Origin of the sequence: Streptomyces sp. NPDC056734, assembly GCF_042790455.1 — a bacterium.
GTDB lineage: Bacteria > Actinomycetota > Actinomycetes > Streptomycetales > Streptomycetaceae > Streptomyces.
Map to the genome: position 1 here is coordinate 294,804 of NZ_JBHTZD010000004.1, position 22,766 is coordinate 317,569.

At 71.4% G+C, this 22,766-nt stretch carries 21 protein-coding genes, 1 tRNA gene and 3 pseudogenes; 7 read left to right on the forward strand and 18 right to left on the reverse strand.

What is annotated here, in order from left to right; genetic code table 11:
* Nucleotides 1–412: 412 nt before the first annotated feature.
* On the forward strand, nucleotides 413–1,399 hold the full coding sequence (locus tag ACFRFC_RS07660) for an XdhC family protein (RefSeq protein WP_382687061.1): 987 nt from the start codon (nucleotides 413–415) through the stop codon (nucleotides 1,397–1,399).
* A 30-nt stretch (nucleotides 1,400–1,429) separates the two neighbouring features.
* On the opposite strand, the gene ACFRFC_RS07665 is transcribed toward ACFRFC_RS07660, so the two are convergent.
* The 5 genes from ACFRFC_RS07665 to ACFRFC_RS07685 all read right to left on the reverse strand — a co-directional run bounded on the left by ACFRFC_RS07665 (nucleotide 1,430) and on the right by ACFRFC_RS07685 (nucleotide 5,996).
* Entirely contained in the window at nucleotides 1,430–1,849 is a 420-nt protein-coding gene (locus ACFRFC_RS07665) for a molybdopterin-binding protein (protein ID WP_382687063.1), read from the reverse strand.
* 185 nt (nucleotides 1,850–2,034) lie between these two features.
* Nucleotides 2,035–2,571 carry an NUDIX hydrolase family protein gene (locus ACFRFC_RS07670; RefSeq protein WP_382687064.1) on the reverse strand — a complete coding sequence of 179 codons (537 nt, stop codon included), beginning with the start codon at nucleotides 2,569–2,571 and terminating at the stop codon, nucleotides 2,035–2,037.
* Nucleotides 2,572–2,586: 15 nt separating this feature from the next.
* Nucleotides 2,587–3,720, reverse strand: coding sequence for an amidohydrolase family protein (locus ACFRFC_RS07675; protein ID WP_382687066.1), 1,134 nt, complete (start codon nucleotides 3,718–3,720; stop codon nucleotides 2,587–2,589).
* A 1-nt stretch (nucleotide 3,721) separates the two neighbouring features.
* Entirely contained in the window at nucleotides 3,722–5,143 is a 1,422-nt protein-coding gene (locus tag ACFRFC_RS07680) for a glutamine synthetase family protein (RefSeq protein ID WP_382687068.1), read from the reverse strand.
* Nucleotides 5,144–5,183: 40 nt separating this feature from the next.
* Nucleotides 5,184–5,996 carry an SAM-dependent methyltransferase gene (locus ACFRFC_RS07685; protein WP_382687071.1) on the reverse strand — a complete coding sequence of 271 codons (813 nt, stop codon included), beginning with the start codon at nucleotides 5,994–5,996 and terminating at the stop codon, nucleotides 5,184–5,186.
* 302 nt (nucleotides 5,997–6,298) lie between these two features.
* Here ACFRFC_RS07685 and ACFRFC_RS07690 point away from each other — a divergent pair, with 302 nt between their 5' ends.
* Nucleotides 6,299–7,180: a Cof-type HAD-IIB family hydrolase gene (locus ACFRFC_RS07690; RefSeq protein ID WP_382687073.1), complete on the forward strand. Its 882-nt coding sequence runs from the start codon at nucleotides 6,299–6,301 to the stop codon at nucleotides 7,178–7,180.
* 54 nt (nucleotides 7,181–7,234) lie between these two features.
* On the opposite strand, the gene ACFRFC_RS07695 is transcribed toward ACFRFC_RS07690, so the two are convergent.
* On the reverse strand, nucleotides 7,235–8,047 hold the full coding sequence (locus ACFRFC_RS07695) for an SAM-dependent methyltransferase (protein WP_382687076.1): 813 nt from the start codon (nucleotides 8,045–8,047) through the stop codon (nucleotides 7,235–7,237).
* A 327-nt stretch (nucleotides 8,048–8,374) separates the two neighbouring features.
* Between ACFRFC_RS07695 and ACFRFC_RS07700 the strand changes: the two genes are divergently transcribed.
* Nucleotides 8,375–9,151, forward strand: coding sequence for a sulfite exporter TauE/SafE family protein (locus ACFRFC_RS07700; protein WP_382687079.1), 777 nt, complete (start codon nucleotides 8,375–8,377; stop codon nucleotides 9,149–9,151).
* A gap of 31 nt (nucleotides 9,152–9,182) precedes the next feature.
* Entirely contained in the window at nucleotides 9,183–9,947 is a 765-nt protein-coding gene (locus ACFRFC_RS07705; RefSeq protein WP_382687082.1) for a cobalt-precorrin-6A reductase, read from the forward strand.
* A gap of 168 nt (nucleotides 9,948–10,115) precedes the next feature.
* Here the strand turns inward: ACFRFC_RS07705 and ACFRFC_RS07710 are convergent, their stop codons facing one another.
* The 3 genes from ACFRFC_RS07710 to ACFRFC_RS07720 all read right to left on the reverse strand — a co-directional run bounded on the left by ACFRFC_RS07710 (nucleotide 10,116) and on the right by ACFRFC_RS07720 (nucleotide 13,685).
* Nucleotides 10,116–12,194 carry an MDR family MFS transporter gene (locus ACFRFC_RS07710; protein WP_382687084.1) on the reverse strand — a complete coding sequence of 693 codons (2,079 nt, stop codon included), beginning with the start codon at nucleotides 12,192–12,194 and terminating at the stop codon, nucleotides 10,116–10,118.
* 137 nt (nucleotides 12,195–12,331) lie between these two features.
* Nucleotides 12,332–13,105, reverse strand: a complete 774-nt coding sequence (gene cobF / locus ACFRFC_RS07715; RefSeq protein WP_382687087.1) for a precorrin-6A synthase (deacetylating) — start codon at nucleotides 13,103–13,105, stop codon at nucleotides 12,332–12,334.
* 67 nt (nucleotides 13,106–13,172) lie between these two features.
* Nucleotides 13,173–13,685, reverse strand: coding sequence for a DUF309 domain-containing protein (locus ACFRFC_RS07720; RefSeq protein WP_382687089.1), 513 nt, complete (start codon nucleotides 13,683–13,685; stop codon nucleotides 13,173–13,175).
* 93 nt (nucleotides 13,686–13,778) lie between these two features.
* Between ACFRFC_RS07720 and ACFRFC_RS07725 the strand changes: the two genes are divergently transcribed.
* Together ACFRFC_RS07725 and ACFRFC_RS07730 are read left to right on the forward strand one after the other, a co-directional pair.
* Nucleotides 13,779–13,855, forward strand: a tRNA-Pro gene (locus ACFRFC_RS07725).
* 316 nt (nucleotides 13,856–14,171) lie between these two features.
* Nucleotides 14,172–14,450 carry a hypothetical protein gene (locus ACFRFC_RS07730; protein WP_382687092.1) on the forward strand — a complete coding sequence of 93 codons (279 nt, stop codon included), beginning with the start codon at nucleotides 14,172–14,174 and terminating at the stop codon, nucleotides 14,448–14,450.
* A gap of 256 nt (nucleotides 14,451–14,706) precedes the next feature.
* Here the strand turns inward: ACFRFC_RS07730 and ACFRFC_RS07735 are convergent, their stop codons facing one another.
* Nucleotides 14,707–15,831, reverse strand: a complete 1,125-nt coding sequence (locus ACFRFC_RS07735) for a Rieske 2Fe-2S domain-containing protein (RefSeq protein ID WP_382687095.1) — start codon at nucleotides 15,829–15,831, stop codon at nucleotides 14,707–14,709.
* 318 nt (nucleotides 15,832–16,149) lie between these two features.
* Nucleotides 16,150–16,422, reverse strand: a complete 273-nt coding sequence (locus ACFRFC_RS07740) for a zinc-binding dehydrogenase (protein WP_382687098.1) — start codon at nucleotides 16,420–16,422, stop codon at nucleotides 16,150–16,152.
* A 95-nt stretch (nucleotides 16,423–16,517) separates the two neighbouring features.
* Here ACFRFC_RS07740 and ACFRFC_RS07745 point away from each other — a divergent pair, with 95 nt between their 5' ends.
* Nucleotides 16,518–17,051 carry a hypothetical protein gene (locus ACFRFC_RS07745; protein WP_382687101.1) on the forward strand — a complete coding sequence of 178 codons (534 nt, stop codon included), beginning with the start codon at nucleotides 16,518–16,520 and terminating at the stop codon, nucleotides 17,049–17,051.
* A 235-nt stretch (nucleotides 17,052–17,286) separates the two neighbouring features.
* On the opposite strand, the gene ACFRFC_RS07750 is transcribed toward ACFRFC_RS07745, so the two are convergent.
* The 7 genes and pseudogenes from ACFRFC_RS07750 to ACFRFC_RS07780 form a co-directional block, all read right to left on the reverse strand.
* Nucleotides 17,287–19,155, reverse strand: coding sequence for a hypothetical protein (locus tag ACFRFC_RS07750; protein WP_382687104.1), 1,869 nt, complete (start codon nucleotides 19,153–19,155; stop codon nucleotides 17,287–17,289).
* A 241-nt stretch (nucleotides 19,156–19,396) separates the two neighbouring features.
* Nucleotides 19,397–20,488, reverse strand: a complete 1,092-nt coding sequence (locus tag ACFRFC_RS07755; RefSeq protein ID WP_382687106.1) for a polyprenyl synthetase family protein — start codon at nucleotides 20,486–20,488, stop codon at nucleotides 19,397–19,399.
* A pseudogene (locus ACFRFC_RS07760) lies at nucleotides 20,485–20,835 on the reverse strand (flavodoxin-dependent (E)-4-hydroxy-3-methylbut-2-enyl-diphosphate synthase); the annotation flags it as partial. The pseudogene ACFRFC_RS07760 and the gene ACFRFC_RS07755, both read right to left, overlap by 4 nt.
* Nucleotides 20,754–21,518 (reverse strand): 1-deoxy-D-xylulose-5-phosphate synthase N-terminal domain-containing protein, encoded by a 765-nt coding sequence (locus tag ACFRFC_RS07765; RefSeq protein WP_382687109.1) that lies wholly within the window; start codon nucleotides 21,516–21,518, stop codon nucleotides 20,754–20,756. The pseudogene ACFRFC_RS07760 and the gene ACFRFC_RS07765, both read right to left, overlap by 82 nt.
* Nucleotides 21,519–21,551: 33 nt before the next feature.
* Nucleotides 21,552–21,752: a hypothetical protein gene (locus tag ACFRFC_RS07770; protein WP_382687468.1), complete on the reverse strand. Its 201-nt coding sequence runs from the start codon at nucleotides 21,750–21,752 to the stop codon at nucleotides 21,552–21,554.
* A 77-nt stretch (nucleotides 21,753–21,829) separates the two neighbouring features.
* Nucleotides 21,830–21,988, reverse strand: a pseudogene (locus ACFRFC_RS07775) (hypothetical protein); the annotation flags it as partial.
* A gap of 61 nt (nucleotides 21,989–22,049) precedes the next feature.
* Nucleotides 22,050–22,373, reverse strand: a pseudogene (locus tag ACFRFC_RS07780) (4-hydroxy-3-methylbut-2-enyl diphosphate reductase); the annotation flags it as partial.
* Between the last annotated feature and the right edge of the window lie 393 nt (nucleotides 22,374–22,766).

Sequence of the window (22,766 nt, forward strand, 5' to 3'; positions counted from 1 at the left end):
GGGGCCCCGGGGGGCGCGCCCCCCCCCCCCCGGGGGGCTCGGCGGGGGTCCGCCCCCCGGGGGGGGGGGGGGGCCCCCGGGGCCGGCCCCCCCGATGCCGGTGCCGCGGGACGGCCTCCCCATGGGGCCGGTTCCGCGCAGCTCCTCGGCGGGTGTCGGGGGCTGGGCTGCGGTCACGACGCCCAACCTATCCGCTCAGACGCGAAGGGTTCAAGAAAAGAAGTTGTTCGAGCTTTGTACGTCGTCCAGAGAATCTTGGTCCCACCGGACGTGACCTGGGCGAATCGGTAATCCATGGGTCAGCGATATTTGTCGCCCTTTGACCAATTCGTCAGCGAAACGGGGGATATCCCGAGGTCATTAGAATCCAAGGCACCAGACTGCCCGCCGGACGGCGAGAAGGGGCGTGAACATGCGCGAGTTGGCCGAGACGGCTCGGCGATGGGCCACCGAGGGACGGGCCGGGGTGCTCGCCCGGCCGCTGACCGAACAGGGCTTCGGGCCCCGCCGCCCGTCCGACGCGCTCCTGATCGACGCGGCGGGAATCCCGTACGGGACGCTCTACCGGGGCGCGTTCGACGCGCGGCTCGCCGAGGAGGCCACCGCGCTGCTCGCGGAGGGCGGCAACGCGCGCGTGTGCGCGGTCGAGGTGCACGGCGAGCAGGTCGCCGAGGCCCGGCTGACCTGTGGGGGACAGGCGGAGGTACTGCTCCAGCCGCTGACCGGCGTCCCCGCGCGCTGGTGGCAGCTGCTGGCCGAAGGGGCGGACGCCGCCCTGGTCACCCGGCTGGACGAGACACGCACCCGGGCCACCGGCACGGTCGTCGCGGCGGGGGAACCCGGCCCGCTCGTCGGATACGAGGGCGACGAGGGTGACGGCGTACCGTCGCCCGAGGCCGTCCGCCAGGCCCGTCGGCTGCTGCACCGCCGTCGCGCCGGACGGGAGACGCTCGCCGCCGAGGGCGGGCCGGTGCTGATCGAGGTGTGCCCGGCCGTTCCGCATCTGATCATCGCCGGAGGCGGTGAACTGGCCGAACTGCTCACCGCGCAGGCCGCGCTGCTGGACTGGCGGGTGAGCGGGGCGCACACCGCGCAGGACGTGCGGAAACTGATCGCCGACCGGCCGGGCGCCGCCTGTCTGATCGTCCTCAGCCATGAGCCCGACGTCGATGTCCCCGTCCTGCGCCACGCCCTGGGCACCGGCGTGCCCTACGTCGGCGCGCTGGGCTCCCGCCGCACCCAGGCCCGCCGCACCGCCGCGCTCCGGGAGGCCGGGGTGAGCAACGAACTGCTCACCCGGGTGCACGGCCCGATCGGCCTCGACCTGGGCGCGGGCACCCCGGCGGAGACGGCCCTGGCCATCTGCGCGGAGGTGCTGGGCGCCCTGCGGGGGGCGTGACGGAGGCGGGCGAGGCGCGTGCCGGGGGCCTCAGCCCGCCGCCAGCGACACCTCCGTGGCCTTGATGAGCGCCACGACCGACGAGCCGGAGCGCAGCCCCAGATCGTCGACGGCGTCCCTGGTCACGGCGGCCGTCAGCTCGCCGCCCGCCACGGTCACCTTCACGGACGCCATGGCGGCGCCCTCGGCGATCTCGCTCACCGTGCCCGGCAGCTGATTGCGGATCGACAGCCCCTGGACCGGGCCGGTGGCGAGGGCGACCTCGGTGGACTTGATCAGGGCGCGCACCCCGCTCCCGGACACGAGGCCGAGGTCGGTGACCGCCTCCGCGGTGATGGCGGCGGTCAGATCCTGACCGCCCGCGAGCCGCACCTTCACGGTCGCCATGGCCTCGCCGGGCGTGACGGACGTGACGGTGCCGGGCAGCTGGTTACGGATGCTCAGGCTCATGACGGTTCTCCCGGGAGGCGTGGGTACGGGGGTACGCGGGGGCGATTTTCGGTCACCGTACGCGAGGCCACCGTAACCGGAGAAACCACCGCGAACCCCGCACCGTGAACCGCGCAGCCACCCGCACACCGCTCACCTGCCGCGCGCCACCGACGGCCGGGGGGCGGGGGTCGGTCGCCGCCCCTCTACGGCGCCACCCCGACATGCGCCAGCGCCTGCCGCAGCAGCGCGCTGTGGCCGCCCGGCATCTCGCTGTGCACGGCCTCGGACAGCGCCTCCTGCGGGCTGAACCACACCAGGTCGAGGGCGTCCTGCCGGGGCCGGCAGTCGCCGGTGACCGGGACGACGTACGCCAGCGACACGGCGTGCTGCCGCGGGTCGTGGTACGGCGTGATGCCCTGGGTCGGGAAGTACTCGGCGACGGTGAAGGGCTGGAGGGAGGCCGGGATGCGGGGCAGGGCCACCGGGCCGAGGTCCTTCTCCAGGTGGCGCAGCAGCGCGTCCCGTACCCGCTCGTGGTGCAGCACCCGGCCGGAGACCAGGGTGCGGCTGACCGTGCCGTCCGGTCCGATCCGCAGCAGCAGGCCGATGCTGGTGACCTCGCCGCTGTCGTCGACACGCACCGGCACCGCGTCGACGTACAGGATCGGCATCCGGGCACGGGCCGCTTCCAGCTCGTCGGAGGGCAGCCAGCCGGGCGTGGTCTCGGTCATGTCAGACATTGCTAGATCATACTTTCAGTTGTCGTCGGAAATCCGGTAGATCCTTCGAGCGTTCTCCCGGCCCGCCCACTCGGCGACCCGCAGCGCGTCCGCCAGGGCCATTTCGCCCGCGTCCACGCGGTCCTGGAGCAGCTCGGCGAGCCCGCGCCGGAAGGCGAGCGCGCCGAGGTGATAGAACTCCGCGAGCCCGAAGGCGTCGGAGCTATGCAGCAGTTTTTGGTACGGGGTGATCTCCAGCGCCTCCTCCAGCACCGCCCGCGCGCGTACCGGCCCCACATGGTGCAGGGTGAGGCCCACATCGAGGTACACGTGGGGGAACACGGCGGCGAGATAGCCGGCCTGCCGCTGGTAGGGCCAGCAGTGCAGGAGCAGGACCGGGATCGTGCCGGCCGTCAGCCGCAGCCAGTCGGTCAGCAGGGCGGGGTCGGCGTGCTGCAGCCGCAGGTCGGCGTCCCCGAACCCGGTGTGCAGCTGGAGCGGCAGCCCCAGCTCGACGGCCGTCCACAGCAGATGCCGGACGAGCACCGGGTCCGCCAGCCGGCCGCCCGTTTCCAGCCAGGTCCGGGCCGCCTCGGTGACCGCCCGGTCGTCCGGGCGCCGGGGGTCGAGGTCGAAACCGGTGCGGTACGCGGCCACCGACTTCACCGCGACCACCCCGGGCCGCCCCACCGCCGCCCGCGCGGCGGACCGTACGGCGTCGGCGTACTCGCCCGCCTCCACCCCACCGGCCGCGACCCGCTCCGCGAGGCTCTCCAGCCGTACCACCTCGTACGCCACCGCCCCCCGGCCCGCCGCCCCGGCCAGCGCGTCCGGCGGGGTCAGCCGGTCGGCCGCGAAGCCGGTGTCGACGCAGAACACATCCGTGCGGGCGGCGGCCAGAAAGCGCCGGTTGACCTCGTCGGGGCCCAGCTCGGACCGGCGCCGCAGATAGTCGGCGGGCGGGGCGTGGGCGGGGAGGTCGAGAAAGGGGGCGCAGTGGCGGCGTACGGCGGTACCGGCCGGGGTGTCGAACAGGGAGATCCCCGGGGCGGGCTCGCCCTCGCCGAGCAGGCCCTCGAAGCCCTCCGGACTCAGGGCACCGGTCACCACGCCGTGGCAGTGATGGTCCACCAGCCACAGCGCGTCCAGCGCCTCGCGCACCTTCGGCATCTCAGTACTTCCACCGGTAGGCGGCGGCCACCCGCTCGTCGTCGAGCCCGGCGACGGCCGCGATCTCCCCCTGCCGTACGGCGGTCACCGCGTCCGCGAGGACCGGGCCCAGGACGCCCCGCAGCACGTCGTCGGCCCGGAACTCCGTCACCGCCTCCGCCAGCGACACCGGCAGCCTGCGCACCTCCCTGGCCTTGGCCTCGGCGGCGTCCAGCCGGGCCGGGTCGCCGGTGATCTCCTCCGGCAGCGTGGCGCCCGAGCCGATCCCGTCCAGCCCGGAGCCGATCGCGCAGCCGAGGGCGAGATACGGGTTGGCGGCCAGGTCGACCGGCTTGACCTCCAGATTCGCGGACCGGCCGCGCAGCCCCGCGGTGCCCCGGATCACCCGCAAGCCCGCCTCCCGCGTCTCCAGGCCCCAGGCCGTGAACACCCCGGCCCACTGGGAGGGCTTCAGCCGCAGATAGCTCGCCGGGCTGGGCGCGGTGACGGCGGTCAGCGCGGGGAGGTGGGCGAGGACCCCGGCCGCGAAGGACTCGGCGGTGGCCGTCATGCCGTGCCGGCGGTCACCGCCCGTGTGCAGGTTCACGCCGTCGCGCCAGGCGGAGAGGTGCAGATGGCCGCCGTTGCCGACGCCCTCGGCGCGCACGGCCGGGGCGAAGGACACCCTCAGGCCGTGCCGCTGGGCCACCGCCCGCACGGTCTGCCGCACCAGCACACTGCGGTCGGCCGCCGCCACCGGGTCCAGCGGCGCGATCGACAGCTCGAACTGCCCGGCCGCGTACTCGGGATGGAACTGGTCCACGTCCAGCCCCTGCGCCGCGCACACGGCCAGCAGCTGTGCCGCGTAGTCGCTCAGCTCGACCTGCCGGGTCGCGCTGTACGCCGGGGCGGTCGTGGCCGGTACGAAACCGTCGTCCGGCACGTCCGCCAGAGCCACCGCCCACTCGATCTCGATGCCCGCGCGGAAGTCCAGCCCGTGCTCGCGCCCCGCCCGGGCCACCAGGTGGCGCAGGAAGGTGCGGGAGCAGCCGGGGTGCGGCTCGCCGTCCTGGGTGCTCCGGTCCACCGGCGCCCACGCCCAGCCGGGCTGCGCCGCCAGCACGGTCAGCTGGTCCAGGTCGGGGTAGAGCCGCAGATCGCCGTCCGGGGAGCCCAGCACGTCGGTGGTGACGATCGAGTCGTCCGCGAGGAACGTGTCGAACACCGGCGACATCCCGACGCCCCACGCCACCGCCGTGGCCAGCTTGGCCGCCGGGACCGTCTTCACCCGGCAGACCCCGGCGGTGTCGACGTAGGCGAGGACGATGCCGTGCACCCCGCGCCCGGCCAGCTCCGCGCCCAGCGCGGTCGCCCGCTCCACCTCCCCGGCACGGCCACCGGGCACGGGATCGGCAAGCTCGTCGAGGGGGGCGACGGCGGTCATGTGTCCTCCAGCGTGGTGCGCGGTCCGGGCGGCGCCGGGGTCAGGGCTTCACGGCCACCGCTCCGAACTGCGGTACCACGGCCGAGGCTTGGCCGTCCGGCCGCCACGCCGAACACGACACCAGACCGGGTTCGAGGAGATCCAGCCCGTCGAACAGGGATGCGGTCTCGGCCCGGCCACGGGCGGTGATCGGGGGCCCGGCGTGCTCGTTCCAGTACGTCATCGCCGCGCGCTGGCCCTCGCCGCCCAGGGCGGGATCGTCGGTGGGGTGGGTCAGCACCAGATGGCTGCCGGACGGGAGCGCCGCCATCGTCCGGCGCACGATGTCCCGGGCCTCACCGGTGTCCTGGACGAAGTTCAGTATGCCCAGCATCAGCACGGCCACCGGCCGGTCGAGGTCCAGGGTCTTCGCGGCCCGTTCGACGACCGCCTCCGGGTCGCGCACATCCGCGTCGATGTAGTCCGTCGCCCCCTCGCTGGTGCCGGTCAGCAGGGCGCGGGCGTACATCAGCACCACCGGGTCGTTGTCGACGTACACGATCCGTGCGTCGGGGGCGACGCGCTGGGCGATCTCATGGGTGTTCTCGACGGTCGGCAGCCCGATGCCGATGTCCAGGAACTGGCGCATCCCGCACTCCCCGGCGAGAAACCCCACCGCGCGGGCGAGGAAGGCCCGGTTGGCGTGGGCGACGTCACGGATCACCGGGAACATCGCGGCGACCCGCTCGCCGACCCGCTCGTCCACCTCGTAGTTGTCCCGGCCGCCGGCCCAGTAGTTCCAGACCCGCGCGCTGTGGGCCACCGGCGTCCTCGGCTCCGCCGGTCTGTCCGCCGGGGTCGGGCTCTCGCTCACGTCGTCCGTCCTCCTCGCCGCGGGGGCCGCCGCACCCCGGCCGGTGTCGCCGTCATTGTGCACTGCCCATGATCGGCTGTCCCGGAAATGGGACGAGCGTCTCGCCGGGCGGGGGCGAGGGCGCGGGCGGCGACGGGCAAGCCGGGTAGGCTGGACGGCCGTATGACCACATGGCTGTATGGCTGTATGGCCATATGGCGGTATAGCCGCACCTCCACATATCCATAGATCGACATGTCCAGCGAACGCCTGTTCATCCGCAGCCCCGGGCCGTGTCCCCGGCGCCCCACAGGAAACGGTCCATGCCCCTCTCCCGCGCGACCTGGCCGCTGCCCACCGCCCCCGAGGACGCGGGGCGTCCCGCCGACATCCGGCTGATCGTCACCGACATGGACGGCACGCTGCTGGACGACGCCAAGCGGATGCCGCCGCAGCTGTGGACCGTCCTGGACCTGCTGCGCGAGCGCGGGGTGCTGTTCAGCCCGGCCAGCGGACGCCAGTACGCCACCCTCGCCCGTGAGTTCGCCCGCGCCCGCGACGGCATGGTCTTCATCGCCGAGAACGGTACGTACGTGGTCCGCGACGGCGTCGAGGTCAGCTCCGACCCGCTCACCCCCGGCGTCGCCGCGCGGATCGTGCGCACGGTACGGGAACTGGTGGCGTCCGGCGCCGATGCCGGCGCCGTCGTCTGCGGCAAGCGGTCCGCCTATGTGGAGCGGGCCGACGAGCCGTTCCTCGCCGAGGTGCGCAAGTACTACGTCCAGCACCGCGTCGTCGAGGACGTCACCGCCGTGGACGACGACATCCTCAAGGTCGCCCTCTTCGACTTCGACGCCGTCGAACGGACCACCGCACCGGCGCTGGCACCCTTCGCCGGAACCCACCAGGTCGTGGTCTCCGGCGCGCACTGGGTCGACGTCATGAACCGCACCGCCGACAAGGGCGCCGCCGTCCGCCGGCTCCAGCGCGAGCTGGGCATCACACCCGCACAGACCATGGTCTTCGGCGACTACCTCAACGACCTGGAACTGCTCGACACCGCCGACTGGTCCTTCGCCATGGCCAACGCCCACCCCGACATCCTGGCGCGGGCCCGCCATGTGGCCCCGTCGAACAACGACAACGGGGTGCTGCGGACGATCGGCCGGGTGCTGGGGCTGCCGGGCGTGGCGCAAGGAGAGTGAGCCGGACGGCGTGACGTGGGGTGCCCGGTGGCGGGGCTCTGCGGGCCTCGGGCGTCAGGGCTTGCGGCCGACCGCGCCGTACAGGGACACCGGGCCGTCCCCGATGTCCGACTCGTCCTCGGCCAGTTCGGGGTGCCAGTCGGGCAGTGCCACGACCCCCGGCGTCACCAGGTCGAGCCCCTTGAAGAACCCGCCGAACTCGCCCTGCGAGCGTGCGACCAGGGTGACCCCGCCCGCCGTGTACGCCTCTATGCCGCGCTGTACGTTCTCCGGCTCGAAGTCGGCCGTCAGCGCGGACAGCACCAGGAAACTGCCCGGCGCGAGCGCGCCGACCAGGGTGCCCACCAGGTCGTGGGCGCCGTCCTCGTCGGCGATGAAATGCAGCAGCGCGATCAGGGACAGCGCGACGGGGCGGTCGAAGTCCAGGACGCGCGCGGCCTGTTCGATGATCGTGCGCGCGCTGCGGGCGTCGGCCTGGACGTAGTCCGTCCTGCCCTCGGGGGTGCCGCGCAGCAGTGCGGCGGCGTGCGCCAGGACGATCGGGTCGTTGTCGACGTACACGATCCGGGCCTCGGGCGTCACTGCCTGGGCGAGCTGATGGAGGTTGGGCTCGGTGGGTATCCCGGAGCCGATGTCCAGGAACTGGCTGATTCCCTCCTGCCGCGCCAGCAGCCGGGTCGCCCGCTGCATGAACCAGCGGTTGCTGCGGGCCGCGCGCGGGGCGCCGGTGTCGATGGACATGATCCGGTGGCCGAGTTCCTCGTCGACCGGGTAGTTGTCCTTGCCGCCGAGGAACCAGTCGTACACCCGCGCAGGGTGCGGCCTGGTCGTGTCGATCAGCGGGCCGGTCGGCTCGGTCCCGGTCACAGGGCGCTCCTCTTTTCCCGGCCTTCGGGTGCTGCCCAGCGCCGTACGACACCTCCGCGCTGGGAGTCCGGCCGGATGTCCGTCGGGGTGTCACTCAGGTGTCCGAGGCAGTCTGGCACGGCGGCGGGGGTCGATCGGAGTCGGTCTTCGGCCACGCGTCGACGGGGAGGGGACGGGGAGGGGACGGGGAGGGGTACGTGTATCGGCGGGGCTGTGCGGGGCGGTGGGTGAGAGTGTGGGGCGGCCGTCGGCGGGGCCGTGTGACAAGTCACTCCTTACGTCGGACTTTACGGGGGGCAGTTGCGTGGACCTAGCATCGGTGTCGGCATGGACACGATGACGCTCTGGCACATATCCGGTGGGGGGTTCGCGGCGCTCGCTTTCGCCGCGCTGCTCGTCGGCTTCTCCAAGACCGCGGTGAGCGGGGCCAACACGGTCAGCCTCGCGGTCTTCGCCGCGGTGCTGCCCGCCCGCGAGTCCACCGGGATCCTGCTGCCGGTGCTCATCGCCGGTGATGTGCTCGCGGTCCTCGTCTACCGGCGGCACGCCCACTGGCCCACGCTGTGGCGGCTGTTCCCGGCGGTCGGGGCGGGGGTGGTGCTCGGCACCGTGTTCCTGCTGTGGGCGGACGACGCCCAGGTGCGGACCTCGATCGGCGCGATCCTGCTGCTGATGGCGGCCGTCACGGTGTGGCGGCGCCGCCAGGAGAGCGCGCGGGAGGCCGACCCGGACGAGATCGTGACGCGGTCGGGGCGGGTGAAGGCGCGGTCGTACGGGGTGCTCGGCGGCTTCACCACGATGGTCGCCAACGCCGGGGGACCGGTGATGTCGATGTATCTGCTGTCGGCGGGCTTCCGGAAGCTGGGCTTCCTGGGGACATCGGCGTTCTTCTTCCTGATCGTGAATGTGTCCAAGGTGCCGTTCAGCGTGGGGCTGGGGTTGATCGACGCGCGGTCGCTGCTGCTGGACGCGGCGCTGGTGGTGTTCGTGCTGCCGGGCGCGTTGCTCGGCAGATGGGCTGTGAACAGGATCAACCAGCGAATGTTTGAACAACTCGTGATCGCGGCGACGGTGATCGGCGGGGTTCAGCTGCTGCTCCGGTGACCGGACCGGACCCGCCCCGTACGCTCGGCCCATGTCCCGCACCTCCCCGCACCTCCTCGTCCTCGGCGGCACCACCGAGGCGCGTGAACTGGCCGCGCTGCTCGCCGGGCGGCCGGGGGTGCGGGTGACGACCTCGCTGGCCGGGCGGGTGGCCCGGCCGGGGGCGGTGGCGGGGGAGCTGCGGATCGGTGGGTTCGGCGGGGCCGACGGGCTCGCCGGGTGGCTGCGGGAGCAGGCGGTGGACGCGGTGGTCGACGCCACGCATCCGTTCGCCGAGCGGATCACGGGACATGCGGTGCGGGCCGCGTCCGCCACCGGCGTGCCCCTTGTCGTGCTGCGGCGTCCCGGGTGGCGGTCGGTGCCGGGGGATCGGTGGCACCGGGTTCCCTCGCTCGCCGCCGCGGCGTCGGTCGTTCCGTCCCTCGGGCGCCGGGTGCTGCTCACCACCGGGCGGCTGGGGCTCGCCGCGTTCGCCGCTCTCGACGGCAATGAATTCGTGGTGCGGTCGGTGGAGGCGCCTGAGCCGCCGATGCCGCTGCACACCGAGGTGGTGCTGGGGCGGGGGCCGTTCGGTGTGGCGGACGAGCGTGCGCTGCTGCGGGCGTATCGCATCGACGTGGTGGTGACGAAGGACAGTGGGGGTGGGGCTACCTCGGCGAAGCTGGTCGCTGCGCGGGAGGCCGGGTTGCCGGTGGTGGTGGTCGAGCGGCCTGCGCTGCCGGTGGGGGTGGGGGTGGTCGTGGGTGATGTGGCGGGGGTGGTGGGGTGGCTTGAGGGGGTGGGCTGTGCGGGGTGAACCTGGGATCGGGTGAGGGGGCGAGGGGTGGGCTGGGGGGCTTGTTCGGGTGCGGGTGCGTTGTGGCTGGTCGCGCAGTTCCCCGCGCCCCTGGGGGGGCTGGGGTGGGAGTTGGTCGTGTCCTCGCCGAATTGCCCTGCGGTGGGCGCGGGCCCTCGTTGGTGCAGGTCAGGCCGGAGCCGTGTCCGGGGTTGGGTTGATGGTGGGCGTGGGGAGTACCTGGCTCAGGTCCTCCACCAACAGGCGTTTGGCGATGGTGTCCACCGCGGCGCGTAGGTCCTTGCCCGAGGGGCGGCCGATGTCCTGCTCGACGCGTCGTTCCAGCCAGGCGGCCCACGCGTCGGTGATCACACGGGCCTCGCGGGCACCGGCCTCGGTGTGGGAGAGAAGGGAGCCGTCGCGGGTGAGATAGCCCTCCTGGACCATACGGTCGAAGACCGGCAGCAGGACTTCCGGCGGCATATGGCGGCGGGCCGCGATCAGGCCCAGGCTGGCGTGGCCCACGAGGCGGGTGAACAGTTCGACCTGCATCACCGCCCACGCGCCCGCCGGGTCGAGCCGGGTGTCGGAGTCACGCACCAGCCGCCGTGCGGTGTCCAGGTCGGTGGTGCCGAGGATCCGGCCGACGGATCCCTCCAGAACCCGCTGGGAGTCGGGGCCGTGCGGCTGGGCGAAGGCGTCACCCATGTCGGTGGAGGACAGCCGTGAGCTGTCGCGGAGCGGGACCTGTTTGAGGAACAGGGCGACCACGAAGCCCACGGCCGCGATCGGCACGGTCCACCGGAAGACGGTCTGGAGGGTCTCGGCGTACGCGTGGATGATCGGTGCCGCCGCCTCGGCGGGCAGCCGGTGCAGGCCCTCGGGGCTGGTCGCCGCACGGGTGATCGTTTGTGGATCGGCGGCCCCGGTGGCAACGGCCGAGGTGATGCCGTCCCGGAGGTTGGGGGTGAGCGAGTTGGTGTAGATCGTGCCGAACACGGCCGTGCCGAAGGAACTGCCCAGGGTCCGGAAGAAGGTGACCCCGGAGGTGGCGGTGCCCAGATCGGCGTACACAACGGTGTTCTGCACGACGATGGTCAGTACCTGCATGCCCAGGCCGATGCCGGTGCCCAGCACGAACATGTACAGCGACTCCAGCCAGACCCCGGTGTCCGGCCCCATCAGGGACATCAGATACAGGCCGGCGCCCATCACCAGCGAGCCGGCGATCGGGAACAGCCGGTAGCTGCCGGTCTGGCTGACCACATTGCCGCTGAACACCGACGCGATCAGCAGCCCGAACACCATGGGGAGCGTACGGACCCCGGAGATCGTCGCCGAGTCGCCGTCGACGTACTGGAGATACGTCGGCAGGTATGTCATCGCGCCGAGCATCGCGAAACCGACGATGAAGCTGAGCACCGAGCACACCGTGAACACCGGGTTGCCGAACAGCCGCATCGGCAGCATCGGTTCGGCCGCCCGGGTCTCCACCCAGCAGAACAGGCCGAGCGCCACCACCCCGCCCACGAACAGCCCGATGATCACGGGGGAGCCCCACGCGTACTCGTTGCCGCCCCAACTCGTCCCCAGGATCAGCGCGCTGGCGCCGACCGCGACGAACCCGATGCCGAGATAGTCGATGATCGGCCGGGACGCCGACTTCACCACCGGGATCGTCCGGGCCGCCGCGACGACCACGGCGATCGCGATCGGCACGTTGACGTAGAACGCCCAGCGCCAGGTCAGATGGTCGGTGAACAGCCCGCCGAGCAGCGGCCCGATGACCGTGGCCACCCCGAACACCGCCCCGATCGCGCCCTGGTACTTGCCGCGCTCCCGCAGCGGGATGACGTCGGCGATCAGCGCCATCGCCGTCACCATCAGCCCGCCCGCGCCGACGCCCTGCATGCCGCGCCACACGATCAGCAGCGTCATGTTGGACGCCAGACCGCACAGGAACGAGCCGGTGATGAAGACGATCGCCGAGACCTGGAAGACCACCTTGCGCCCGAACAGGTCGCCGAACTTGCCGACCAGCACGGTCGCCACGGTCTCCGCGAGCAGATACGACGTGACCACCCACGACATGTGCTCGGCACCGCCCAGGTCCGAGACGATCGTCGGCAGCGCCGTGCCCACGATCGTCTGGTCCAGTGCCGCCAGCAGCACCCCGAGCATGATCGTCACGAAGACGACATTGCGCCGGCGTCTGTCGAGAACGGGCGGCTGGGCCGCGGGCGGGGCGATCTCCTCGGCGACTGTCACTGAGCCACGATCACACCACCCGCCCGTCCCCGCATGTCAGGACCGACCGCGCGGGTGCCGTGGGCCGGGACGGGCGGGTGCCGTGGTCCGTGACCGCAGGGGTACCGCGGACCGGACGTCCGGCGCCTCCGCGCCGGTCAGCCGTCCGCTCTTCGGCGCCGCAGCAGATAGGTGTCCATGATCCAGCCCTTGCGCTCCCGGGCCTCGGCCCGCACCCGCTCGATGCGCGGTGCCGCCTCGGCGATCGGGCCCGAGTCGAGGATCTCGTCCGGGGTGCCGATGTACGCGCCCCAGTAGATGTCGATGTCCTGGTCCGCGTACGTCCGGAACACCTGGTGGGCGTCGAGCATCACCACCACGTCGTCCACACCCTCCGGGAAACCCTCGGCGAGCCGCCGCCCCGTGGTGATCTGCACCGGCCGCGCCACTCTGTTCAGCCCGGTGCGATGCCGGGCGACCAGCGCCGAGACACTGCTGATCCCGGGCACCACGTCGTACCCGAAGGCCACCGCGCCCCGCGCCAGCACCTCCTCAAGGATCCCGAGCGTGCTGTCGTACAACGCGGGATCCCCCCACACCAGGAACGCCCCGCGCTCGTCCTCGCCCAGTTCCTCGGCGATCAGCCGCTCGTACAACGCGGCCCGCGCGCTGCGCCAGTCCTCCACGGCCGGCGAATACCGCGTACCGCCCGCCGCACGGTCGCGCTCCGGATCGCGCGCCTCGACGATCCGGTAGGTGCCCTCGGGTATGTGCGCCGCCAGCATCTCCCGGCGCAGCCCGGTCAGATCCGACTTCACCTCGCCCTTGTCGAGCAGGAAGAACACATCCGTGCTCCGCAGCGCCCGCACCGCCTGAAGGGTGAGCTGCTCCGGGTCGCCCGCGCCGATACCGATGACATGAATCTCTCGCACACCGTCGAGTCTGCCGTACGCCACTGACAACGCGCCCGCCGCCACCCCCGCCCCGCAGCGCTCCGGGTCACCGCCCGCGCAGCCGGGGCGCCCGCACCACCGCGTCCACCTTCGCCGCGTCCCGCGCCACCTCGGCCGCCAGGTCCCGCGCCCAGCGCACCAGCCCGCCGAGATCCATCCCGTACGGCCGCGCCCGCCCCGACTCCGCCGCCCACTCCTCGACCGCGCCCGCCCCCCGCCGCAACAGCCGCGCCCCGCCCGTCGGATTCCCGCGCGCCGCGTGCGTCAGCCCCACGGCGAGCTGTGCGAGCCCGCGCCACAGCCCGCGCTCCTCGCCCGGCCGCGCCTTCCACGCGTCCTCGAACACCTCGTGCGCGTGGAACGGCCGCCCCGCGTCCAGCAGCGCCTGCGCCTCCAGCACCGTGTCCTCCGGCGTCCGCACGATCCCCTCGGGCTGCCGAGCCACCCCCGTCGCCCCGTACGGCAACGGCCGCCCCAGCCCGTCCCGCGGCCGGGCACTACGGGCCCGGCCCTCACTGTCCCGGTCCCGCCGCCCGTCGATCTCGCTGCGATGGTCCATAGGACGATTGTCCGCGACGGCCCGCCCCGGGGCGTGGGGTAATGTACGTCCCGCGCGTTTCCCCACCTCACCGCCTCCACGCGGGACGCGCATCGGGACGTGGCGCAGCTTGGTAGCGCACTTGACTGGGGGTCAAGGGGTCGCAGGTTCAAATCCTGTCGTCCCGACCAGCGTTTTCGCAGGTCGCAGGCGGTATCGGAGAAATCCGGTACCGCCTTTCCGTCGTTCTTGGGGACCCTTTGTGGACCACACGGTCTGGCGGCGCCTTCCGGGGACGGGCCGAACGGTCAGGCTGAGGGGCGGGCGGACGGGTTGAGGTGGGCTGTGAGGGCGGTCCCGGCGCCGGTGATCTGGGACATGTCGGGGTGGAGTAACGCTGGGTGGTGAGCGGGATCCGGGCCCGGCGATCTTGCGCAGCACATGAGCGGGGACTCCGGCGTCGGCGAACCAGGTGAGTCCGGTGTGGCGCAGATCGTGGCGTCGTAGGTGTTCGAGGCCGAGCGCGGTGACGACTTCGTCCCAGTGGGTGGCATCGCGCAGGACTGCGGTGGAGATCCGTCCGCCGCGCGGTCCAGTGAAGAGCCGGGCGTCCGGGTTGGGGCCTGCGGTGAGGATGCGTTCGGCGACGAGGGGCCGGATGTCGACGAGTCCGCCGGGCGCGGGGGTGGTCTGCCGGCGTACGGTCCAGATCCAGTCGGTGGTGCCGATGTCGGTGCCGCGGACCGGGAGCCGATCAGCCGGGTGGAGCGTCCGCTGCTCGGCTGAGAGGCGGCGCCGCCCGCCGATGAACTCACGGCGTGCTGCCCTTGATCACCGAGGTGGTCGACACCCTGCCGGGCACACCCCGCGCCGCGCGGCGCACTGCACGGCACATCACCGGTATGACGGTGAACACGGCGGCGCCTACGACGGCCGTCGGGAAATCGTCGCCGCGAGATGATCAGCGGAAGCATCCTGTGGCACCTCGCATCGAAACGCTTTGTCAGGATGAGCGGCTGCTGACCCGACGACCGCACGGACCTCAGGTCTCTGTCGTCACCCGCGGCACGATGTTCCGGGGCGGCGGGGGCGGGATCCGCTTCGAGGCCGTGGCCGGGGCGTCTCCGGCCACGTCTCCGGCCGCGTCCACGGCCAAGGGCGGATAGAACTGGCGGGACCAGAGCCGGAAGGGTCCGATGGGTCCGTCCTCCTGGTTGAGCTTGGGATGATGCAGGAAGCGTCGGTGGTTCCAGATGTACAGGTCGATGGTGGTGTCCTTGACGCCGGACCGGAGCGCGGCATGGCTGACGGCACGCGCGCCGAGGCGTCGCAGCGGGCCGGGCAGCCATCGTGGCCCGTCGAGGGAGGAGACGTTGACCAAGGTGAACCGGAAGCGGCCGGGTTCGGTGGGCGTACACAGGGACCAGCTGATGGTACGCAGGCCGTAGCGCGCCAGGACGATTTCGCCGTAGTACGCGGAGACACCGATGCCCCGCATTTGGAAGTCCTGTTCGGTGGTGCCCAGCAGGGGGAACTTGCGGGTCAGTCGGAAGCTCACATCGAAGAAGGGGCTGCCGGGCGCGAATTTCGTGACCGGGTTCTGGACTCGGACGCCGTGGAGCTCGACGAGGTGCCCGTAGTCGATCCCGTTCTCCAACACGTCCTGTGCCTGGCCCGCCACCTCGATCGAGCGGCTCAGGGGCGCGTGCCCGCCGGCGATGCCCATGTCGGGCAGCTCCCAGGAGGGCGGTTCACCGGTGTGATGGCGCCAGATCCAGACCATGCCGGAGATCTCCCGGACGGGAAGCGTGTCCAGCCTGGCCTTGGGCGGCGATCCATAGGGGGTCCGCGCACACTCGCCGTCCGTGGCGAAGCCGAAGCGGTGGAAGGGGCACACCAGATACTCGCCCTCGACGGCGCCGCCGACACCCAGATGCGCACCCATGTGCGGACAGTACGGACGGGTGGCGCAGAGCGTGCCGCGTCGGGTGCGGTAGACGACGACCTCCTCCCCCGCGAAGGTCAGGGTGCGGACGGATCCCGGTGTCCACTCGCGAGACATGCCCAGATAGAACCAGCCGTCGGGGAAGGGCAGCGGCACCGGCAGTTCGTCATGAGTGCGGACCGGCTTCCCGATGAATCGGCGTGTGCGATTGCGAAAACGCATCTCAGCCTCCGTATCGAGGGCCCTTGTCGTGGATTCGTCCTTCTCCGGCTTCCGAGGGAGGGGGTCTTGCGGACACCGTGAGCCGATGCCCGGGGCAGCGGAGAAGGTGAGGCCCTCCGACCATCCGACACCCGTCGGCTTCTCATGGGAACAGACGCAACGTGATCGATGCGTGCACGTGTTGAACGCTTGTCAGATGGTGACGACGAGCTTGCCCCGGGGGTGACCCTGCCTCAGGTGGCGGACGGCCGCGGGAGACGAGATCGCGGAGGTTCTGGGTGATGAAGGGGGAGAGCAGGACGGTCTGGAGGCCGCGGCTCATCCCGCCGGGGAAGCCGCTCCCGCCCTCGCCGACGACGACGAGAGTGCCGTGGTGTGAGGGCCCGGCGGATTACGGGCAGCGGCCGGCCGCAGTCCCGCGTTGTCGACGACGACGTCATAGCGGTGCCGGCCGTCGGTGATGTCCTCGCGGGTGTGGTCGATGACGTGGGCGGCACCCAGGGACCGGACGAGGTCCGCGCCCGCGGGGCCGCAGACGCCGGTGACCTCGGCGCCGTACACCGCGGCAAGCCGGACGGCGTACGTTCCCACGCCGCCGGACGCGCCGATGACGAGGACCCGCTGACCGGGCCCCGGGGGCGGGACGTGCCGCTGAGGACCTGGAGGGCGGTCACACCGGAGAGGGGATGAGCCACGGCCTCCAGGCCGTCCTGGGTCCGCGACCGGGCGCACGCCGCAGTTGCCTGGCCTCCGTCCTCGCCACCGAACTCGCCATCAAGTACCACTCACCCGTGGCATGGACCACTTCCGACCGTGCTCTCACCGCCGCCCGCGCCTCCGGCGACCCTCAGGTGACTGCCGCAGTGGCCCGCATGACCGCCCTCACCATGCGCCGCGCCGGACGGGGCGCCGACGCCGCTCAGTTCCTCGCCCGCACCGCGCTCGCCCACGCCGAAAGTCACCGCGGCGACTCACCTCCGGCCGTACTCGACGCAGCCACCGTGCTGCTCCTGACCGCACGCACCCCCGACGAAGGAATCACCTACGCCCGCCGCATCGACCCCGCCCGGCTCCCCACCGCCGGGAGGACCGCACGGTTCCTGACCGACAGCGGACGGATGTGGCACCGGATCGGCAACGGCCCCGCACCTGCGCCGCCCTGCGAGCCATCGAGCGAACAGCGCCGGAGGAACTGCGGCGCCCCGCGCTGCGGACCCTGACCGCCGACCTCCTGCACAACCTTTTCTGCCTCGCCAGAACCACCTACCCCGACCTCCTGCGGCTCGGTCGGACCTCAGCCAGGCACCTACGCACGTGGTCGCCGTCGCTGTGCCGCCCGGCCGGCCTGGAACCACTGGACCGGCACGGGGCCCACCCTGTGGTGAACCCCGTGCCGCCTCCTCCGTATCGGTGTGATGGGATCCCCAGCCATCGGCAGAGGCGTCAACGTCAGGTCTATGCCGGGTCGGTCTTCTCGGCTGTCCGTACGATGCCGTCGATCAGGCGCGCGTAGGGATTCAGGCCGCTCAGTTCTGCCGCGCTGGTGACGACGCCGAGGAAGGCCCTGCGTACCGGGTTTCCTTCTTGCACGGGCAGGGCGTGTGTGCCCCGGAAGACCCTGTCGATGTCCAGGTAGAGGCGTTCGTCGGTGCTGTCCGCTGCGTCGAGGGACTCGTCTCCGGTGACCGCGACGGCCTGATGCCAGATCCGCTCCAGCAGCCTCCTGAGCTGTGCGGTGACCTGACGGCATCCGGGGCGGTTGGGTACGACTGCGTCGATGACCGCGTCGAACACCTCGCACCATCCTGCGGCGAGATCGTGTACCTGCGCGGGGTGGGCGGCCCGATCGCCCGCAGCGAGGACTGCACGTACTGCCGTGCGGCATCGTTCTCCGGCAGGAGTGCCTGGCGGGATGCCCGCTTCGGCAGACCTGCGAAGGGCTCGTTCGGCCAGGCGCTCCACTTCATCGGCGGTGTCGGTGTCGTAGCGCCAGAGCGGCTTCCAGTCGGATGCGTGCAGAGTGCTGCCGGGCAGCATCGTCAAGGAGGCGACGGGCTTCAGGCGCTGTCCGGGCGCCGGCCATGCGAAGGCTTCCGCCACGTGCCCCCCTGCGGAAGAGAAAGTTGTCAGGTGGCGCCTGACGACATATCGGGCGGCGAGGAGGAAGAAGGTGTAGTTTCCCATTCCTGCTTCGGCGGCGATCTGATGCCCCTGTTCACCGCAGTCGCATTCGAGGACGTCGTCAGTCATCCGGGCGCATGCGTCGGCGTATCCGCGAATGGATTCAACCCCTCCTACCGCGAGCGCGACGAGTATTTCGTTGAGCGACTCTCCGCACCGGTGGTCGGCGTAGACGTCGACGACCTCATTGCAGCGAATGCAGGCGTCCGTTACACGCTTGATCTTGGGGCACCGCGTGAGTGCCCGGAACCGTCCGAGGTCTTCGGTTGCCCAGGCGTATCCCGCCATGCCCAGGATGGCGCCGTAGATGATCGAGAGGGCGCCGTCCCACCAGCGGACCTGGAGCACCTCTTCCGGCGTGACCGGACCGCCGGCGGCGTCGACGAAGCGGTCGAGGTCTGCCAGGTCCGGTACTTCCTCGGCTGCGTCGAACATGGCGGATTTGACCGCCATGGTGGTGTTGATTGCCGCAATGTCGCGCAGTGCCTGTGTGGCTGTGGGTCCCGCCAGGCGCAGGAGCCCCTCTTCCGCGGCGGCGATGTGCAAGGTGGTTCCCGCGTCGCCCGCGCGGTCGGCTGTTTCCACGTAGTCCACGGCTGTCGTCATGCAGAGGAGGGACCCCCAGAGGTCCGGAACCCGGCCGTCGTCGCAGCGAATGTAGATCCAGGAGTACCAGGAGGCGAAGAAGTCGCGGATGATCATGGGGATCGCGTCTTCCGTGCTTGTGGCATGCCGTGCGAGGTACTCGGGGACGAGGCGTTCGATCTCGCCGCCTTTCTCCGGCGCCATGGCTGTGAGGGCTGCCAGCGTTTCGCCGGCATGACTGCGGCCAGGACCGAGCCCGAGGCGTACCGCCGCCCGGCACAGAAAGGAGAAGGCTCCCAGTTCGTTGCCGATGCCGTCCTTCACCACCTCGGGCAGGAAGCTGATGTGCAGGGCGCGTCGGCCCAGGCGGGCTGCTTCCTCAGAGCGGGGTACCCGGTCGGAGTGGAAGGGAACATACTCCGGAGTTCCCGCGACGTACGCTGTTGATCCGTCTGCTGCGGTGAATTCCTCGTCCGGGCCCATGTGCAGCGACAGGAGCAATTCCTGGCATTCCTTGGTGCGGAAGATTCCGCACGCTGCCGGGTCCCATAGGTCCACTTGATTTCCAGGCGCCCTGCGGGCACGCAGTACTGATTCAGCAGAGGGGGTGCCTGCACGATGGCCGAATGTAGTCATTTCGCGCTCCCTGGTGTGTACAGGTCGGCAACGACGGGGGAGTCCGCGCGTCGCTGTTCCGGGTGTGGATGTGGCGCGGAGCCGGCGGTCCCGGTTCGGAGCCGCCGTGGTCCCGCGGGGTGGCCTTGTGGCCTTCCGGCATGGGTGCGGAGGCAGGGTGGGTTCATGTGGTCCTCGCGGTGGCCTGCCGGGCCATATCGAGCAGCAGGGCAGCCGTGCCGGCCGGGATCGAGCCGGATTCAATGGCGTGGCGGGCGGCGTCGTGCCGTTCCCGGATCATGTCCTCGACCGCTGCGGGTGCACCGACGGCAGTCAGAATGCGACGGAGGTGGTCGGCGGCGGATTCGTCAAGGTGCGGGTTGCCCAGCAGGGTGCGGAGGATCTGCCGCCGGGCTTCGTCGGCGTGCCGCATGGCGTGGGCGATGAGGACCGTGTGCTTGCCGTCGCGGAGGTCATCGAGGGTCGGTTTCCCGGTCCGCCGGGGGTCGCCGAAGACCCCTAGGAGGTCGTCGCGGAGCTGAAACGCCTCGCCCAGCGGGAGGGCGAACGCGGACAGCGTGTCGAGCAGCCGCTGATCAGCGCCGGCAAGTGCGGCGCCGATGTGCAGAGGGCGTTCGATGGTGTATTTCGCGGTTTTGTAGCGGCAGATCGCCAGCGCCCGTTCGATGTCGTCGGTAGGTGTTCCCGCGGCCGTGACGTCGAGGTACTGGCCATACATGACCTCGGTGCGCATGGCATCGACCAGTGGGAGGACTTCGCCGAGTCGCCGCGTGTCCAGACCGGCGGTGTGGAGGAGTTCATCGGACCAGGCGAGAGCGATGTCGCCGACGAGGACAGCGGCGCTCTTGCCGAGTCGGTCGGCCGCCGAGGTGGTACGGCCCTGTCCGTGGTGGGAGGCGAGGGTGCGGTGGACGGCGGGCTGTCCGCGCCGAGTGGCGGAGTTGTCCATGATGTCGTCGTGGATCAGGCAGAACGCGTGGAACATCTCCAGCGAGGCCGCGGCCTGAACAAGGGCGTGCGGGCGGTTCTTGCCTCCTGCGGCGTGCCAGCCGGTGACACAGAGCAGGGGCCGTATGCGTTTCCCGCCAACGGCCAGGAAGTCCCGCAGGACGGTGGTCACTTCGGTGGGCAGTTTCTGCCCTGCGGCGGTGCGGGCCTTGTGGCGGAGAAAGGCGCTGAGGACGGCGTCAACCTCGGCGCGGATCCGGTCATGGTCGAGGCCGTGGTGCTCGGCAGGGACGGTGGAGGTCGTCATGAGGCATTCCCGGCGGTGGTGGTCTCGGATGGGTGCGGGCGGTCGGGTTCGTCGGTGAGGCGGAGGGCTTCGTCGAGGAGTGCGTCGACGATCTTGTGCTCGGGAACTATGCGGATGACCTGGCCTTTGCGGAAGATCTGGCCTTTGCCGTTGCCGCAGGAGACGCCAGGGCCGGCTTCGCGGGCTTCGCCGGGTCCGTCGACGACACAGCCCATCACCGCGATCCGCAGGGGGTGGGGGAAGCCGTCGAAGGCGGCCTCCACTTTCAGGGCGAGGGTGTGGATGTCGACCTGGAGGCGTCCGCAGCCGGGACAGGAGACGATCTCCAGCTTGCGGGGGCGCGGGCCGGGTCGTATCCCTTGCCCTTGACGGTCAGTGCGTGCACCACCACCGGACGGCCCAGCTCGCGTGCCCGGTGCAGTGCTGCCTCGGTCGCGGTGATGTCATGGCCGTCGATGGGGCCGAGGTAGACGAATCCCAGTTCGGTGAAGAGATTGCGGTGCGGTCGCGTCCCGCCGGTCCGTCCCCGGAGATCGCTCAGCTGGGCGGCGAGAGCCCCGGTGGTCGGTGCGTAGGAGCGGCCGTTGTCGTTGACGACCACGATCACCGGCCGCTCGGGGACGGCACCGAGGTGGTTCAGCGCCTCCCAGGCCATGCCTCCGGTCAGGGCGCCGTCCCCGATGACCACCACCACCGCCCGGTCGCTGTCCGCCTCGGACCAGAGCCGGCGGCCCTTGGCCGGGCCGTCGGCGTAGGACAGGGCGGTGGAGGCGTGGGAGTTCTCCACCAGATCGTGCGGCGACTCGGCGCGCGACGGATACCCGGAGAGGCCGCGCGCACCCCGAAGCGACTCGAATCGGCCGGCGCGGCCCGTCAGGAGCTTGTGCACATATGCCTGGTGACCGATGTCGACGATGATCGCGTCCCTGGGTGAGTCCAGTTCCTCTCCGCGCACAGCGCGCAGGCCCGCCGGGCGGCCGGCTCCCGCCCGCAGTGGATAGGCGGTGATGTGTCCGTCGGCGCTGCTCATCGGCTCCTTACCTTCTGTGTGGGCTCGTTCCGGTCATTCGTAGGATCGGGGCACCCAGGGGTGCCGGGTGTGGGAGGCATCCTCGATCAGGTGAGCGGAGGTGCCCGCCTTGCGAGCCGGTTCCACGAGCCGGACGGAGCCGGAGGAGTTGGCTGATCCCAGGACGAGTACGCAGTCCGATTGCGCGGTGATGGCTCGCAGGGCGTGCTGACGGTTGGTGGTGGCGTGACAGATGTCCTCCGAGCCCGGACCGCGCGCCGGGGGAAACGCTCCCTGAGCGCGGCGATCGTCGCCCGCGTCTCGTCCACGGCAAGCGTGGTCTGGGTCAGATACGTGACCCTCGACGGGTTCGGCAGTTCGAGTTCGGCGATGTCCCGCGGACCGTCGACGACGACGGTGGAGCCGGGCGCTTCGCCGTACGCGCCCTCGACTTCCTCGTGTCCGGCGTGTCCGGCGTGTCCGATGAGCACGATGCTGTCGCCGCCGCTCGGCGAAGCGGTGTGCCTCCGCGTGGACCTTCGTCACCAGCGGACATGTCGCGTCCACCACCTGAAGGCTTCTGCGCTCCGCCTCCGCACCGACCTGCGGGGAGAGACCATGGGCGGAGAACACCAGCGCCCCCTCGGGAACCTCGTCCAGTTCCTCCACGGACACCGCGTCGCGCCGCGCCAGATCGGCGATGACGTGAGTGTGGTGGACAACCTGTCTGCGCACGAATACGGATACGTCCGTGGCCGCGTGCTGTTCCAGAAGGGACTCGACGACGCCGATCGCCTGCTCGACTCCCACGCAGAACGAGCGGGGAGCCGCCGGCAGCACCGTGCGGGGGCGCGCGAGACGGGCCCAGGTCTCCACGACGTTCCGTGCCGCACCACATACGGTGGTTGGACGTCGCCACGGTGCTGCTGGTCCGGTTGTCAGGGGGCACCAGGGCGCCGCAGGCCAGTACCGGCTGCCGCGCCGCTGACTCCCTCGCCGGAACGGTCGTCACCGGCCGGAAGACGCTGCCGGTGTCTTCCGACGGCAGCGTCACCGGCGTGGTACGCACCTGTGTGCCCGCCCGCTTCAACTCGGCAGCCACCAGCGGTGCCGCGGGACACGGAGCCCGGGGGCCCGAGGAGCCTATGACCTCTGTGGCCACCAGAGCCTCACCCGGTCCCAGGGCGGCGGTGGGCGATACCGCGGGGCACCTGCGGATTTCCGGTCCGATCACAGTGGCCGCCTCCTGGGAGCACGCGGACGGGATGA

Coding starts and splice junctions, on each gene's coding strand:
- ACFRFC_RS07745 (WP_382687101.1), top strand. CDS start 16,518: ATGAGCCACGGCCTCCAGGCCGTCCTGGGTCCGCGACCGGGCGCACGC.
- ACFRFC_RS07680 (WP_382687068.1), bottom strand. CDS start 5,143: ATGACCGCCGTCGCCCCCCTCGACGAGCTTGCCGATCCCGTGCCCGGT.
- ACFRFC_RS07765 (WP_382687109.1), bottom strand. CDS start 21,518: ATGAGCAGCGCCGACGGACACATCACCGCCTATCCACTGCGGGCGGGA.
- ACFRFC_RS07700 (WP_382687079.1), top strand. CDS start 8,375: ATGGACACGATGACGCTCTGGCACATATCCGGTGGGGGGTTCGCGGCG.
- ACFRFC_RS07705 (WP_382687082.1), top strand. CDS start 9,183: ATGTCCCGCACCTCCCCGCACCTCCTCGTCCTCGGCGGCACCACCGAG.
- ACFRFC_RS07670 (WP_382687064.1), bottom strand. CDS start 2,571: ATGTCTGACATGACCGAGACCACGCCCGGCTGGCTGCCCTCCGACGAG.
- ACFRFC_RS07675 (WP_382687066.1), bottom strand. CDS start 3,720: ATGCCGAAGGTGCGCGAGGCGCTGGACGCGCTGTGGCTGGTGGACCAT.
- ACFRFC_RS07690 (WP_382687073.1), top strand. CDS start 6,299: ATGCCCCTCTCCCGCGCGACCTGGCCGCTGCCCACCGCCCCCGAGGAC.
- ACFRFC_RS07720 (WP_382687089.1), bottom strand. CDS start 13,685: ATGGACCATCGCAGCGAGATCGACGGGCGGCGGGACCGGGACAGTGAG.
- ACFRFC_RS07755 (WP_382687106.1), bottom strand. CDS start 20,488: ATGACGACCTCCACCGTCCCTGCCGAGCACCACGGCCTCGACCATGAC.
- ACFRFC_RS07735 (WP_382687095.1), bottom strand. CDS start 15,831: ATGCGTTTTCGCAATCGCACACGCCGATTCATCGGGAAGCCGGTCCGC.
- ACFRFC_RS07665 (WP_382687063.1), bottom strand. CDS start 1,849: ATGAGCCTGAGCATCCGTAACCAGCTGCCCGGCACCGTCACGTCCGTC.
- ACFRFC_RS07660 (WP_382687061.1), top strand. CDS start 413: ATGCGCGAGTTGGCCGAGACGGCTCGGCGATGGGCCACCGAGGGACGG.